Source organism: Streptomyces flavotricini (assembly GCF_020639365.1).
Lineage (GTDB): Bacteria > Actinomycetota > Actinomycetes > Streptomycetales > Streptomycetaceae > Streptomyces > Streptomyces flavotricini.
This window is the reverse complement of sequence record NZ_JAINUL010000001.1, coordinates 4,686,937-4,701,326: the sequence shown is the minus strand read 5'-3', so window position 1 is coordinate 4,701,326 and position 14,390 is coordinate 4,686,937. Positions and strand designations below refer to the sequence as shown.

Here is a 14,390-nt window from a genome sequence, read left to right as displayed (position 1 = left end):
AATCGCCCCATCCGGGGGAAGGTGGGGTGCGGGGGGTCTGCTTCGCGCCGGCGGAGGAGGACTACCGGACCAGCCGGGGTGATGGCGGATGCCCGACACGAAGCCGAGCCGAGAGAACGACGCGCCGCAGCAGCCGGAGACGGCGGCACAGCGCAGGGCGCGCAGAGCGCAGTTCCTGCGCGATCTGATGGAGGCGCGGGCCCTGCGTGACCGCGTCCAGCCCCGCCGCGCCCGTGCGGCCCGCATGCGCCAGCAGATGCGCATGCGTACGTTCCGCTGGTAGCCCGGGCCGCCCGGGGACGGGGCCCCGGCACCGGCGCCGCGCCGGGGCGCCGGGCGGGATCGCGGGGGCCCCGCGAGGCCGCCACGGCGCGCCCCGGCTGCCCCCGTACAACCCGCGGAGCGCACGGCACGGGACGACGCAAGCGCCGAAGACCTCTCGCAAAGCCGCGCTTTCTGCCACGATGCCGATTGGGCGGGGCACGAAACGGCGAGCAGGACAGCCGTTCCAACCCTCCCCACCTCCGGCCGGGGGGACCTCCAACCGGCACGCCTATGACCAGTGGGAGAGTCACGGTGTACTTCGCCGCACTGCTCGCGCGCACCGAAGACGGGTGGGAAGCGAGCGACATGGAACTCGACGACGTCGAGTCCCTCAGTGATCTGATCGATCTCGCCCGTGCCGCCGCTGTCGACGACGACACGGTGGTCGCCCTCATCGAGCAGGAGGACGCCTGGTTCGGCGTCGTCCGCGTGGACGGCGAGGAGGACCCGCGGTACTTCGTGTCGAACGCCTCCGCGGCCTCCCGCAGCTCCTACGGCTCGATGCTGACCGACGAGCTGCTGGGCAGCGACGAGGAGGACGACGAACTCGACGAACTGGACCTTGACGGCACCGAGGACGGCGAGGAGGAGACCATCGCCGCGTTCACGGACGCCGACGACGAGGACGAGGAGGACTCGCCCGGCGCGGAACCGGTACCCGCCGGCCCGCTCGGCGACCCCCGGCTGCTGGACGACCTCGGCGTCAGCAACAAACAACTGATGACCCTCGACGGGGACGCCCTCTCGGAGATCGCCGACTCCCTCGGCGCCACCGAGGTGCTGGAGGCCGTCCGCTAGTGATCACCACGCACCACCCCCTGCACGGCCCCGATCCCGTACGGGACCCGTGGCGGGACTCCATGCGCCTCGCGCTCGCGGAGGCCGCCCGGGCGGTGCCGGCCGGCGACGTGCCGGTCGGCGCCGTCGTGCTGGGCCCGGACGGCGAGCTCCTCGCCACCGGGTACAACGAGCGCGAGGCCACCGGCGACCCCACGGCGCACGCCGAGGTGCTGGCGCTGCGCCGGGCGGCCGCCCGGCTCGGGGAATGGCGGCTTCCGGGGTGCACCCTCGTGGTGACCCTGGAGCCGTGCGTGATGTGCGCGGGCGCGCTCGTGCAGTCGCGGGTGGCCCGGGTCGTCTACGGCGCCGACGACGAGAAGGCGGGAGCCGCGGGATCGCTCTGGGACCTCGTACGGGACCGCAGGCTCAACCACCGACCGGAGGTGATCCGCGGCGTGCTCGCGCAGGAGTGCGCGCGGCAGCTGACGGACTTCTTCCGGGACCGATGACGGGGCTCGGCGGTATCGATTTCATTTGATGCCGATCCTTAGGCTAGGATCCATCTCGGTAGTGTGTCCGAGTGGCCGAAGGAGCTCGCCTCGAAAGCGAGTATGGGGCAACCCATCGGGGGTTCAAATCCCTCCACTACCGCTTCGTTCGGAAGCCCCGCCCCGCAAGGGACGGGGCTTCCGGCGTTTTCCCGGCCGACACGGGACGGGGTGGAACGGGACGGGGTGGAACGGGACGCCTCCGACGGGTTGCGTCGAGTTCCGTCGGCCCCGACGAACCCTGACGGACCCCCGACGCGTCTCTACGGATGACGCCCGCGTGACCGCGCGCCCCGCTCGGCCGTTGTCACGGCATGACCAAGACCCAGCGCATGCTCGCCGCCTTCGCCCTCGCGGGGGCCGCCGCGGGCCTCGCCGCTCCCGCCGCCTCCGCCGCCACTCCGGCCCCGATCACCCTCCCGGACCTGCCGCAGGCCGCCCCGGGCATGCCGCAGGGGGCCACGCCCGGCTCCGTCCAGGAGATCGGCGGGAAGCTCAACGAGCTGGACAAGCTCGGCCGGGTGACGGAGCTGCCGAACGACCTGGCGCCCGTGATCGCCCCCGTGGAGCCCGTCCTGGGCCTGCTCGGCGCCGTCCAGTAGCGGCGGAGGCCCCGGACGCCGGCGGAAGCCGAAGAAGGCCCCGACCGGGGTCGGGGCCTTCGACGTACGGGCGGGGGAAGTGGCATCGGGGGGACAAGCCACTTCCCCCGACGAGGACGGAACCTGCCAGTCCGAACCGCAGTCAGGGGGAAGCTTGCGGCTCGGACCCCGCAGTGAGGTCCTGTCCCTCACCCACCGATTTCCTGCCAGAACCGGTGGGCTCGCCTTCCATACTGCGCCACCCCCACCCGCCCGTACTGCGGCAAAGGACCCGGACGGCCAGGTCATTGGTCCATAAAGGCCGGGTGAGTGTCCGAAGACGAACGGTTAGACTCACCCGAATCAGCAGGACCGGTTGGGGAGGCCGACACCGCTCATGGACACCAAGAAGATGATCATGAGTGGGCTCGTCGTGTTCGTGCTCTTCGTGATCATCACTCAGCCGGTCAAGGCGGCCGACATCGTCAAAATAGGCTTCCAGGGCATATCGGACGCGGCCCACGGCATCGGCGCGTTCATGACCGAATTGGTGCGCTGAACCCGTACGCTGACGCGGCCTCACGAACGACCGGCCCCCCACTCCGACGGGTGGGGGGCTTTCGCGTTCCCGCACCCCCTCGGACAGCCCTGCCCAAAACACCCCATTATGCCCAACTTGCCCTCAACACGGCGATATACGGTGCTTGCACACAGTGCACATGTCTTGTGATGCTATGACCGCTTTTGACGGATGAGTTGACATGAAGGGGTGGCGTGACCGTGCCGGCCAGTACTGCGCCTCAGGTGCCACCCCAGCAGGAGCCCCAGGACTCCCCGGTCCCGCCTCGACCGGAGCCCCCTGAGGAGCCCCCAGCGCCCCCGAGACCGCCGAGCCGGGGCGCGGACACCCGAGCCCTCACCCAGGTCCTGTTCGGCCAGCTGAAGGGCCTTCAGCCGGGCACGAGCGAGCACCACCGGGTGCGCGGGGCCCTCATCGAGGCGAACCTTCCGCTCGTCCGGTACGCGGCCGCCCGCTTCCGCAGCCGCAACGAGCCGATGGAGGACGTGGTCCAGGTCGGCACGATCGGCCTCATCAACGCGATCGACCGGTTCGATCCGGACCGCGGGGTGCAGTTCCCGACCTTCGCGATGCCGACCGTCGTGGGAGAGATCAAGCGGTACTTCCGCGACAACGTCCGCACCGTCCACGTACCGCGCCGCCTCCACGAGCTGTGGGTCCAGGTGAACGCGGCCACCGAGGACCTCACCACCCTGCACGGGCGCACCCCCACCACCCCCGAGATCGCCGAGCGGCTGCGGATCACCGAGGACGAGGTGCTGTCCTGCATCGAGGCCGGGCGCTCGTACCACGCCACCTCGCTGGAGGCCGCCCAGGAGGGCGACGGGCTCCCGGGGCTGCTGGACCGCCTCGGCTACGAGGACCCGGAGCTGGCCGGGGTCGAGCACCGCGACCTCGTCCGGCACCTCCTCGTACAGCTGCCCGAGCGTGAACAAAGGATCCTGCTGCTGCGGTACTACAACAATCTGACGCAGTCCCAGATCAGCGCGGAGCTCGGCGTATCCCAAATGCACGTTTCGCGACTGCTCGCCCGCAGCTTCGCTCGACTCCGGTCCGCAAACAGGATCGAGGCGTAGCTGAAACGGGTGGAGCTCGCTCGGCCGTTTCCCACAGAATGGGCTCATTCCGCTCTGTCGCTGGAGATATATGTCGACTTGGCGCTACAGCGTGTTGCCGACATGTGACATTCTGCTGGAACCGCGTTTGCCGCAGCCCCGCCTCCGGTATTCAGGTGGAGGCTGCGTTCCTCCGACGGACGCGCCGTACGCGACCGTCCGCGACCTCAAGGGGGTGGCATGTCCGTAGACCAGGGCAGCTCCAAGGTGCTCACGCTCGTCAAGAGCGCGGCGCCGGCAGCGCCTGCACTGCCTGCAGCGCCTGTCCGCTCGGAAGCCATCGACACCCGCACCCTCTCCCGCTCCCTCTTCCAGCGACTTGCCGCCCTGGACGTGGACAGCCCCGAACGGGCGTACGTACGCGACACCCTGATCGAGCTGAACCTGCCCCTGGTCCGGTACGCGGCCGCGCGCTTCCGCAGCCGCAACGAGCCGATGGAGGACATCGTCCAGGTCGGCACGATCGGCCTGATCAAGGCGATCGACCGGTTCGACTGCGAACGCGGCGTGGAGTTCCCGACGTTCGCGATGCCGACCGTCGTGGGAGAGATCAAACGATTCTTTAGGGACACTTCCTGGTCCGTGCGCGTCCCGCGCCGCCTCCAGGAGCTGCGCCTCGCCCTCACCAAGGCCAGCGACGAGCTCGCCCAGAAGCTCGACCGCTCGCCGACGGTGCCGGAACTGGCCGCCGTACTCGGGGTGTCGGAGGAGGACGTCGTCGACGGCCTCGCCGTCGGCAACGCGTACACCGCCTCCTCGCTCGACTCGCCCTCCCCCGAGGACGAGGGGGGCGAGGGCTCGCTCGCGGACCGGCTCGGGTACGAGGACACCGCGCTGGAGGGCGTCGAGTACCGCGAGTCGCTGAAGCCGCTGCTCGCCAAACTCCCGCCCCGGGAACGGCAGATCATCATGCTGCGGTTCTTCGCGAACATGACGCAGTCGCAGATCGGCGAGGAGGTCGGCATCTCCCAGATGCACGTCTCCCGCCTGCTGACGCGCACGCTGGCACAGCTGCGCGTAGGCCTGATCGGCGAGTAGTCGCGACCGGAAGGGTTCCCACCTGACGCAGGGTCAGCAAAACTACGGCGATGCGAGTGGACCGCCGAACGCTCACCCTGATGACCCTGTGCTGCTCTCTGGCCGCCGCATGCCTGACGGGATGCGGCGGCCCGGCACGTGACGGCTATGCGGCCGCGGGCGCCGTGGCCCCGGGCCCGGAACGCCGGGCGGGCGACAACGTACCGCCACAGTCCCCGGTGGAGCTCCGACGACTGACCGAGAGCCCCCCTCCCGCCTCGAAGACGGGGAGTACGCCGCCCGGTACCCCGGATCCGAGGAGCCCGGCGGCCTCCGCCCAAGGCGGATCCCCGGCCCCCCCGCCCGGCACCACACAGCCGCCCCAGCCCCCGCCGGCGCAGGTCCCGCCCACCCCGCGACCGCCCGCACCCGACCCGGGGACGACGCCCCCGACCACGCCGGCGAACCTGACCCTGGGCCCGCCGACCCGCACCGGGGCGGCGGACCGCTGGTGCGAGAAGGTCACGGTGGCGTTCACCAACACGGGAACGAAACCGGCCACTTCCGGCACGGTCACGTTCGCGACGCACATCATCGGCGCACTGGGCATCGACTGGGCCACGATCACCACGACCCAGCCCCTCCCGACACCGATCCCCGGGGGCACGACGAAGACGCGGACCTACACGATCTGCGTCGAGTCCTGGCGGGTCCCCCTGGGCATGCACGTGGAAACCCGGACGACGACGGCGACCTGGACGTAGCCACCGCGGCGCGCCCGGCGACCGCGGCGACCCCGCGGTCGCCGGGCGGGGAGAAGGCGGGGCGGGGAAAGGGCGGGTAGCGGGGCTGGGGTGGGGAGGGCGGGCCCGCAGGGCGCCCCACCACGCCCCAGCCCGTCCCGCCCCCGCGATTACAGGGCCAGCCAGGCCACCAGGCCGATCAGCACCACCGCGGCGACCCCCACCCCCAGCCACAGCCCGGCCTTCGACCCCGAGCTCTGCGCCGCGGCCTGGCGCCGCCGGGATCCCGGAGCCACCGGCCCCGCCCCGGTTCCCGGCCCGGTCGGCGCCGCCTCCTCGACGAACGCCCGGAACATCTGAGTGCTGCCCGCGGGGTCGTAGTTGCCCTCGGGTCCCTGTGAGTTGTGGTTCGCAGCCATGCCTCAGGACCCTAGCGGCTTTTCCCATTCCTTTACCGGCCACACCCCCCTATTCGTTTGCCTGTAGCAACCAATCACTCTTATGGTTGCCCTAAGCAACAACATGAGGAGGGGAGGGAGCCCGTGACCACCGAAGCCCGGACGCTGGCCGCGCCCCCGGCACCACCCGTGCCACCAGCACCACCAGCACCACCCGCACCGCAGACGCCCCACAGCCCCGCGACGCGCTACGAAGAGCTGGCCCGCCAGCTGACCGGCATCGGCGCCGTCAAACGCGACCTGGCCCGGCTGCTCCCCCCGGACTGCCCGCCCGGCTCGGCCGCCGTCCTCACCCTGCTCGACCGCCACGGCGAGATGCGGCTCAGCCGCCTCGCCGACCTCATGGCCATCGACATCTCGGTGACCAGCCGCCACGTCGCCCACGTCGCCGACCACGGGTGGATCACCCGCGACATCGACCCCGGCGACGGCCGCTGCCGCATCCTGCGGCTCACCCCGGCCGGCCACGCCCTCCTCGCCGAGGTCGGCGCCCGCTACACCGGCGCGCTGGAAAAGGCCCTGGCCGACTGGTCCCCGCACGACATCGACGTACTCAACACCTTGCTGACCCGGCTCCGATCGAGCTTCTAGACCGAAGGAAACACATGGCGACCACCGCACCCACCGGTGTGCAGGGAGGCAGCCGGTCGGAGACCACGTCCGACCCCGCGTCCACCCCCGGCTCCGGCTCCCCCGCCCCCATGACCCACGCCCAGATCATGAAGGCGCTGTCCGGGCTGATGCTCGGCATGTTCGTGGCGATCCTGTCGTCCACGATCGTCTCCAACGCCCTGCCCCAGATCATCAGCGACCTCGGCGGCACGCAGTCCTCGTACACCTGGGTCGTGACGGCCGCCCTGCTGTCGATGACCGCGGCCACCCCGCTCTGGGGCAAGCTGTCCGACCTCTTCAGCAAGAAGCTGCTGGTCCAGATATCCCTGGTGATCTACGTCCTCGGCTCGGTGGTCGCGGGCCTGTCCCAGAACACCGGCATGCTCATCGCCTGCCGCGTCGTCCAGGGCATCGGCGTCGGCGGCCTCTCCGCCCTCGCCCAGATCGTGATGGCCGCGATGATCTCCCCGCGCGAGCGCGGCCGGTACAGCGGCTACCTCGGCGCGGTCTTCGCCGTCGCCACCGTCGGCGGCCCGCTGCTCGGCGGCGTCATCACCGACACCTCGTGGCTCGGCTGGCGCTGGTGCTTCTACGTCGGCGTGCCGTTCGCGGTCATCGCCCTGGTCGTCCTCCAGCGGACCCTGCACCTCCCGGTCGTCCGCCGCGACGTCAAGGTCGACTGGCTCGGCGCCTTCCTGATCAGCGGGGCCGTTTCCCTGCTCCTGATCTGGGTCACGCAGGCCGGCGACTCGTACGGCTGGGTCTCCTGGACCACCGCGGCCATGACCGGCGGCGCCGTCCTCCTCGGCCTGCTCTTCCTCCTCGTCGAATCCAAGGCGAGCGACCCGATCATCCCCCTGCGCCTGTTCCGCAACAAGACCATCTCCCTCGCCTCGGCGGCCTCGCTGTTCGTCGGCATCGCGATGTTCTCGGGCACGGTGTTTTTCAGCCAGTTCTTCCAGTTGGCCCGCAACGAGTCCCCCACGATGTCCGGAATCCTCACGATTCCGATGATCGGCGGGCTCTTCGTCTCCTCCACGGTTTCCGGTCAGGTGATCACCAAGACCGGTAGGTGGAAGGCCTGGCTCGTCTCCGGCGGCGTCCTCCTGACGGCCGGTCTCGGGCTGCTGGGCACCCTCCGGTACGACACCCCGTACTGGCACATCGCGATCTACATGGCGCTGACCGGCCTCGGTCTCGGCATGATGATGCAGAACCTCGTCCTCGCCACGCAGAACCAGGTGGCCCCCGAGGACCTGGGCTCCGCCAGCTCGGTCGTCACCTTCTTCCGCTCGCTCGGCGGCGCCATGGGCGTCTCGGCGCTCGGCGCGGTCATGGCCAACCGGGTCACCCACTACGTCAAGGACGGGCTGGCCGAACTCGGCCCGAAGGCGGCGGCGATGGGCCACGGCGGCACGGCCGGCGGCGGGATCCCCGACCTCGACAAGCTGCCCGCGCCGTTCCGCACGGTCATCGAGTCCGCGTACGGGCACGGCGTCGGCGACGTCTTCCTGTACGCGGCGCCGTTCGCGCTGCTCGGGCTCGTCCTGGTGCTGTTCATCAAGGAGGTCGCGCTGAAGTCGAAGGCTGCGGCCCACGCCCCGACGGCGTCGGCGGCCACGGCCACGGCGGAGTAGCGACAGCGAGCGGTACCCACGGACCCCCGTCGGGCCGCCTCTCCCCTGTCCGGCAGGGCGGGAGCGGCGCCCGGCGGGGGTTTCCTGCGCCTCGGGCCGGGCGGCTGGGGTTTGCTACGCCCCCGGCCGGGCGGCGGCCTTCGCCTCGATGCCCGCGATCAGGACGTCGAGCGCGAGGACGAAGTCCCCGTCGGACGCGCGCCGGGCGGCGCCCCCGCAGCCGTGCAGGAACTGCGACACGGCCAGGTGCGCGCCGGTCCGGCAGGCACCCGCCAGGCCGGTGGCGTCGAGCAGCCGCTGCAGCGCGGCGTCGAAGGCCCGGGCGTGCGGGCCGATGTTCGGGTACGCGGCCGTCAGCGGCGCCACCCACGGGTGTTCCGCCAGCAGCCGCCGGTAGCCGCAGGCCAGCGACCTCAGCCGGCCGGGCCAGCCGTCCTGGGGCGGCGCGACGGGAGCGACGGGTACGGCGGGTGCGATCGGCTCGGCCGGGGCGGTCCGGGGCAGCGGGAGCTCGCCCAGGGCCCGGTCCAGGGCGAGTTCGAGCAGGTCGTGCTTGGTGTCGACGTACCAGTACAGGGACATCGCGGTGACCCCGAGCCCGGCCGCGAGCCGCCGCATCGAGAACCGGGCCAGCCCCTCGGCGTCGAGCAGCCGCACGGTGGCTCCGGTGATCAGGTCCCGGTCGAGACCCGAAGGCGCCTCGCTGCGGCGCCTGGCGGGTGCGGAGTGCCCGGGGGCGAGCCACACGCTGGTCCGGGAAGCGCCGGGATCGGCCGCGGTCACCATGGAGGCACCCTCCTCACGACAACTGGATCAGCCCGGAATGCCCGGTCCGCCCACTTGATGCTAGAGGGTGCCTCCCACGTTCCGGCAGGTTCAGGACGGGGCGGACGTGCCGTTCAGGGGGGCGGTCAGGTCGTAGAAGGTGGCCCCACCGACCGTGGTGGTCTTGAAGTTGGCCTTGACCCAGCTCGTGATGGCGCTGCTGGTGCCACCACCCGGACCACCACCCGGACCACCACCCAGGCCGCCGCGCATGCCCTGCCCTTCGCCGCCCGAGCCGCCGCCCTCACCGACGAAGTAGTGGATCTTCCCGGCGCGCACGTACTCCTGGAACTTGGCGAGCGTCGGGGACGGGTCGCTGCCGTTGAACCCGCCGATCGGCATCACCGGCTCTCCCGAGGCCAGCTGGTAGCTCGCCGCGTTCTGCGCGCCGACCGCGGCCGCCGCCCAGGTGTACGCTGCCGCGTCCTTGCGCAGGGCGGCCGTGGCCTCCTTGCTGGCCTTCGTACCGTTCAGCAGGCCGCCGAAGCCGCCGGGGCCGCCCGCGAAGTTCTCCATACCGCGTGCACCGCGCCCGCCGCCGGCCCCCTGGCCGCCCGGGAAACCCTGGCCAGCCTGACCGGGCTGACCGGCCCGACCGCCCGGGAAGCCCTGGCCTCCGGGGAACTGCCCGGGCCCGCCCTGCGGAATGCCGCCCTGCAGACCCTGCGGGCCGCCCTGCTGCGCGCCCGTGCCCGGCGGGAGTTCGCCGCCACCGAAGCGCATGCCCATACCGCCCATGCCGCCCCGGCCGCCCGAGACGGCGGGGCCGGCCGTCACGATCGACCCGCCACGGGTGGAGTCCACGGTCGTCAGGCAGTACGCGAGCGGACCGGCCAGCGCCGCCGCCAGCCCCAGCCCCGCCGCGCCCAGTACGAACCGGCGGCCGAGCCGGGCGCCGAACAGCAGCCCGGCGGCGGCGAGGAGGCCGGCCACCAGGACCGTCCAGCGCAGCCACGGCAGGTATCCGTTCGAGCGGCCGAGCAGGACGTACGACCACCAGGCGGTCAGGGCGAGGGTGCCGGACAGGGTGAGCGCGGCGGCCTTGCCGCCCCGCTCCTCCCACAGCATCGCCACGCCCATGCCGACCGGCGCGGCCACGAACGGCGCCAGCGCCACGGTGTAGTACTCGTGGAAGATGCCCTGCATGTAGCTGAAGACGAGCACCGTGATCAGCAGGGCACCGCCCCACACCAGGAACGCCGCCCGGGCCATGCCATCCACGGAGTCGGCGGCCCGGCGGGCCCGCCACGTGATCACGATTCCGGTGACGAGCATGACCAGGGCCGCCGGGAGCAGCCAGGAGATCTGTCCGCCGATGTTGTCCGAGAACAGCCGGTCGATGCCGGTCTCCCCCCAGCCGCCGCCACCGCCGCCACCGGGGCGGGCTCCACCGCCGCCGACGCTGCCGGTCTCGTTGCCGTTGATCCGGCCGAGGCCGTTGTAGCCGAGGGTGAGCTCCAGGAAGGAGTTGTTCTGCGAGCCGCCGATGTACGGGCGGGAGGACGCGGGCCAGAGCTCCACGATCGCCACCCACCAGCCGCCGGCCACCACCATGGCGGCTCCGGCGAGCAGCAGCTGGCCGAGTCGGCGGCGCAGCCGGGTCGGCGCGCAGACCGCGTACACGAGGGCGAGCGGCGGCAGGATGACGAAGGCCTGGAGGGTCTTGGTCAGGAAGGCGAAGCCGACCGCGACGCCCGCCCAGACGAGCCACTTGGTGTGGGCGCCGTCCAGGGCTCGCAGGACGCAGTAGACGGTGACGGTCAGCAGCAGGGTGAGCAGCGCGTCCGGGTTGTTGAAGCGGAACATCAGCGCGGCGACCGGGGTGAGCGCGAAGACCGCGCCGCTGATCAGTGCGGCCGCGGGCCCGAAGTGGCGGCGTACGGCGGCGTAGAGCACGGCGGTGGTGCCGACGCCCATCAGGGCCTGCGGGACGAGGATCTGCCAGCCGCCGAGCCCGAACAGCCGGACGGACAGCGCCATGGGCCACAGGGCGGCCGGAGGCTTGTCGACGGTGATGGAGTTCCCGGCGTCGGAGGAACCGAAGAAGAAGGCCTTCCAGCTCTCACTGCCCGCCTGGACGGCGGCGGAGTAGAAGGAGTTGGCGAAGCCGTTGGCGCCCAGATTCCACAGCAGCAGGACTGCGGTGGCCAGCAGGAGCGCCACGTACGCGGGCCGCTCCCAGCGGGGGCGCCCCGCGGTCGCGGTACCGGCGTCGGCGGTGGCGGCCGGAGGGGTCGGGGCCCGTTCGGGGAACGGGGAGTCCATGGGTGGTACGGCCGTCGTCATCGAGTGTCGTCCTTCGAGAGTGTGGCGCGCCGCTCGGGGAAGACCCAGGCGCGGAAGAGCAGGAACCTCAGCACGGTCGCGGCGAGGTTGGCCGTGATCAGCACGGCCAGTTCGGTGCTGTGGGAGGGGGCGGAGGTGGCGGCGCCGAGGGCGGCGAGCGATCCGCTGGTCAGGGCCAGCCCGACGCCGAACACGACGAGGCCCTGGGCCTGGTGGCGTACGGCCCGGTCGCGGCCGCGGACCCCGAAGGTGAGCCGACGGTTCGCGGCGGTGTTGGCGACGGCGGAGACCAGCAGCGCGCCGGCGTTGGCGAGCTGTGGTCCGGCGCCGAGCCGGAAGAGGGAGTACAGGGCGAGGTAGGCGAGCGTGGACAGCACCCCGATGACGCAGAAGCCGAGGAGCTGGCGGGCCAGCCCGCGCGGCACGCCGGGCAGGGCGCTGCGGTCGCGCGGGTCGTCGCCGAAGGGGCGGGCGAGCCGGTCCAGCGGCAGTGCGCCGACGGCCAGCGCCCGGCCCACCCGCCACATGCCCTTCAGGTCCTCGGTGGCGGTGCTGACGATGTGGACGGTGGAGTCCGGGTCGTCCACCCAGTCGACCGGAACCTCGTGGATCCGCAGCCCGGCCCGCTCGGCGAGCACCAGCAGCTCGGTGTCGAAGAACCAGCCCGTGTCCTCCACCAGCGGCAGCAGCCGCTCCGCGACCTCCCGCCGGATGGCCTTGAACCCGCACTGGGCGTCACTGAAGCGGGCGGCGAGGGAGGAGCGCAGGAGCAGGTTGTAGGCGCGGGAGACGAACTCCCGCTTGGCGCCGCGCACCACGCGCGAGGAGCGGGCGAGGCGGGTGCCGATGGCGAGGTCGGAGTGGCCGGAGATGAGCGGGGCGACCAGCGGTAGCAGCGCGTTGAGATCGGTGGACAGGTCCACGTCCATGTAGGCGAGGACGGGCGCCTCGGAGCGGGACCAGACGGTGCGCAGGGCGCGGCCGCGGCCCTTCTCCTCCAGCCGGGTGCTCCGTACGCCCTCGACGTCGGCGGCGAGGGCGGCCGCGACCTCCGGGGTGCGGTCGGTGCTCGCGTTGTCGGCGATCGTGATGCGGAACGGGTACGGGAACGTACGGGTGAGGTGGTCGTGGAGCCGGCGCACGCACGGGCCGAGGTCCGTCTCCTCGTTGAAGACCGGGATCACCACGTCGAGTACGGGCTCGCCGGGCACGGGCGCGAGGTGCGCCCGTGCCGGAAGGGCGCCGGAGGAGGTGTCGGTTCGCATGTACCGACCTTCTCCGGGCGGGCTGTCACCGCTGTGTGGTGAGCCTGTGCCCCGTCTGTGAGTCCGTCCGGGACCGCACCCGCGACTCCACCGGGGAGTCCGTCCCGTACTCGGCCCGGGAGTCCGTCAGGGAGTCCGCCAGGGAGTCGGCCCGGAGGCTCGTCCTCGGGGGCTGGTCCGGCGCGAGCGGGAGCAGGACCTCGAAGGAGGTGCGCCCGGGCCGGCTCCGTACGTCGACCTGTCCGCCGTGCGCCGTCACCACTGCCTGGACGATGGCCAGCCCCAGGCCGGTGGAGCCCGCGGCCCGGGAGCGGGAGGCGTCGCCGCGGGCGAACCGTTCGAAGACGTGGGGGAGCAAGGCGGGTGGGATGCCGGGCCCGTCGTCCTCGATCCGCAGCCGGACGGCGGATGTTTCACGTGAAACATGGGCGGTGACGGTGGTGCCGGGCGGGGTGTGCGTACGGGCGTTGGCGAGCAGGTTGACCAGGACCTGCTGGATCCGGGCCGGGTCGGCACGGATGGGCGCCGGCTCGTCGGGAAGCTCCAGGCGCCAGTGGTGCTCGGGCCCGGCGGCCCGGGCGTCGCTGACGGCGTCGACGACGAGCGGGGCGAGGTCGGTGTCCTCCGAGCTGAGCGGGCGGCCCGCGTCGAGCCGGGCGAGCAGCAGCAGGTCCTCGACGAGGCCGGTCATCCGGGTCGCCTCGGACTCGATGCGGCCCAGGGCGTGCCGGGTGTCGGGGCCCGGCTCCTCCCGGCCGCGGCGGGTCAGTTCGGCGTACCCGCGGATGGAGGCCAGGGGAGTCCTCAGCTCGTGGCTGGCGTCCGCGACGAACTGCCGGACCCGGGTCTCGCTCTGCTGGCGGGCCGTGAGGGCGGAGGAGACGTGTCCCAGCATCCGGTTGAGGGCGGCGCCGACCTGGCCCACTTCGGTGCGGGGGTCGGCCTCGGCCTCCGGGACCCGCTCGTGGAGGGCGGGTTCGCCGCTGTGCAGGGGTAGTTCGGAGACGCGGGTGGCGGTGGCCGCCACCCGGCGCAGCGGGCGCAGGGCGACCCCGACCAGGGCCTGTCCGGCGAGGGAGGCGGCGATCAGCCCGGCGAGGGTGACGAAGACCTCCACGGCGATCAGCGTGCTCACGGTGGAGTCCACCTCGGCGAGCGGGAAGCCGAGGACGAGGCTCCCGTCCGGGGCGGTGAGCACCCGGTACGCGCCGAGGTCCGGAAGGTCCAGGTTCACGGGGCCGGGCATGCCCTGAGCGGCGGCCTTGCGGGCGGCTCGGGCCAGGGCCTCGGTCTGGGCCTGGGTCAGGCGCTGGATGTGGTCGTAGCCGGGCCCGCCGACCGCGGCGCTGCGTGCCGTGCTGGCGACCGTGCCGTCGGCGAGGAGCCGGATCCCGGCGGCGCCCAGCGGGGAGCCGGGGGCGAGGACGAACTTGTCGTCCTTGTCGCGGAGCACCTTCTCCCCGAGGGGCTTGCGCAGGCCCATGTCGATGGAGACCCTCAGCTGGTCGTCGAGCTTGTCGACCAGGTACGAGCGCAGCGCGAGGGTGGTGACGGCCCCGATGGCCGTGCCCACCACGGCGATCAGCGCCACCGCCGAGACGACGAGCCGGGACCGCAGG

Annotated in this window: 15 protein-coding genes and 1 tRNA gene; 11 read left to right on the top strand and 5 right to left on the bottom strand. The window is 72.3% G+C overall.

The genetic code is table 11. The annotated features are described in order from the left end of the window. Window positions 1-88: 88 nt before the first annotated feature. The 9 genes from K7B10_RS21280 to K7B10_RS21240 all read left to right on the top strand — a co-directional run bounded on the left by K7B10_RS21280 (window position 89) and on the right by K7B10_RS21240 (window position 5,709). Window positions 89-283, top strand: a complete 195-nt coding sequence (locus K7B10_RS21280; RefSeq protein WP_229338099.1) for a hypothetical protein — start codon at window positions 89-91, stop codon at window positions 281-283. A 293-nt stretch (window positions 284-576) separates the two neighbouring features. Further along, on the top strand, window positions 577-1,122 hold the full coding sequence (locus K7B10_RS21275) for a tRNA adenosine deaminase-associated protein (protein WP_229345270.1): 546 nt from the start codon (window positions 577-579) through the stop codon (window positions 1,120-1,122). Further along, window positions 1,122-1,613, top strand: coding sequence for a tRNA adenosine(34) deaminase TadA (gene tadA, locus K7B10_RS21270; RefSeq protein ID WP_030857921.1), 492 nt, complete (start codon window positions 1,122-1,124; stop codon window positions 1,611-1,613). Before K7B10_RS21275 ends, tadA begins: the two co-directional genes overlap by 1 nt. Before the next feature lie 57 nt (window positions 1,614-1,670). Continuing rightward, window positions 1,671-1,755 (top strand) — tRNA-Ser (locus K7B10_RS21265). A gap of 211 nt (window positions 1,756-1,966) precedes the next feature. After that, window positions 1,967-2,254, top strand: a complete 288-nt coding sequence (locus K7B10_RS21260) for a hypothetical protein (RefSeq protein WP_229338097.1) — start codon at window positions 1,967-1,969, stop codon at window positions 2,252-2,254. Window positions 2,255-2,630: 376 nt separating this feature from the next. Continuing rightward, window positions 2,631-2,792, top strand: a complete 162-nt coding sequence (locus K7B10_RS21255) for a hypothetical protein (RefSeq protein WP_165937499.1) — start codon at window positions 2,631-2,633, stop codon at window positions 2,790-2,792. Between the two features lie 221 nt (window positions 2,793-3,013). Beyond that, window positions 3,014-3,889: an RNA polymerase sigma factor SigF gene (locus K7B10_RS21250; RefSeq protein WP_229338095.1), complete on the top strand. Its 876-nt coding sequence runs from the start codon at window positions 3,014-3,016 to the stop codon at window positions 3,887-3,889. Window positions 3,890-4,108: 219 nt separating this feature from the next. Further along, a complete protein-coding gene (locus K7B10_RS21245) occupies window positions 4,109-4,966 on the top strand; it encodes an RNA polymerase sigma factor SigF (protein ID WP_229338093.1) in 858 nt (285 codons plus the stop codon). A 56-nt stretch (window positions 4,967-5,022) separates the two neighbouring features. Then, window positions 5,023-5,709: a hypothetical protein gene (locus K7B10_RS21240; RefSeq protein WP_229338092.1), complete on the top strand. Its 687-nt coding sequence runs from the start codon at window positions 5,023-5,025 to the stop codon at window positions 5,707-5,709. Between the two features lie 149 nt (window positions 5,710-5,858). Here the strand turns inward: K7B10_RS21240 and K7B10_RS21235 are convergent, their stop codons facing one another. Further along, on the bottom strand, window positions 5,859-6,107 hold the full coding sequence (locus K7B10_RS21235) for a hypothetical protein (protein ID WP_030857911.1): 249 nt from the start codon (window positions 6,105-6,107) through the stop codon (window positions 5,859-5,861). A gap of 168 nt (window positions 6,108-6,275) precedes the next feature. Between K7B10_RS21235 and K7B10_RS21230 the strand changes: the two genes are divergently transcribed. Continuing rightward, the gene (locus K7B10_RS21230) at window positions 6,276-6,737 is read left to right on the top strand and encodes a MarR family winged helix-turn-helix transcriptional regulator (protein ID WP_229345268.1); all 462 of its coding nucleotides are present in this window, start codon (window positions 6,276-6,278) and stop codon (window positions 6,735-6,737) included. Between the two features lie 110 nt (window positions 6,738-6,847). After that, window positions 6,848-8,395, top strand: coding sequence for a DHA2 family efflux MFS transporter permease subunit (locus K7B10_RS21225; protein ID WP_502974149.1), 1,548 nt, complete (start codon window positions 6,848-6,850; stop codon window positions 8,393-8,395). Window positions 8,396-8,509: 114 nt separating this feature from the next. Here K7B10_RS21225 and K7B10_RS21220 read toward each other — a convergent pair whose 3' ends face one another. From K7B10_RS21220 to K7B10_RS21205, 4 genes are all read right to left on the bottom strand, one after another. After that, a complete protein-coding gene (locus tag K7B10_RS21220; protein WP_229338088.1) occupies window positions 8,510-9,181 on the bottom strand; it encodes a TetR/AcrR family transcriptional regulator in 672 nt (223 codons plus the stop codon). Between the two features lie 90 nt (window positions 9,182-9,271). Further along, window positions 9,272-11,506, bottom strand: coding sequence for a glycosyltransferase family 39 protein (locus K7B10_RS21215; protein WP_229338085.1), 2,235 nt, complete (start codon window positions 11,504-11,506; stop codon window positions 9,272-9,274). Next, on the bottom strand, window positions 11,503-12,771 hold the full coding sequence (locus tag K7B10_RS21210; protein ID WP_229338083.1) for a bifunctional glycosyltransferase family 2/GtrA family protein: 1,269 nt from the start codon (window positions 12,769-12,771) through the stop codon (window positions 11,503-11,505). Before K7B10_RS21210 ends, K7B10_RS21215 begins: the two co-directional genes overlap by 4 nt. A 25-nt stretch (window positions 12,772-12,796) precedes the next feature. Then, a complete protein-coding gene (locus K7B10_RS21205) occupies window positions 12,797-14,389 on the bottom strand; it encodes a sensor histidine kinase (RefSeq protein ID WP_229345266.1) in 1,593 nt (530 codons plus the stop codon). Between the last annotated feature and the right edge of the window lies 1 nt (window position 14,390).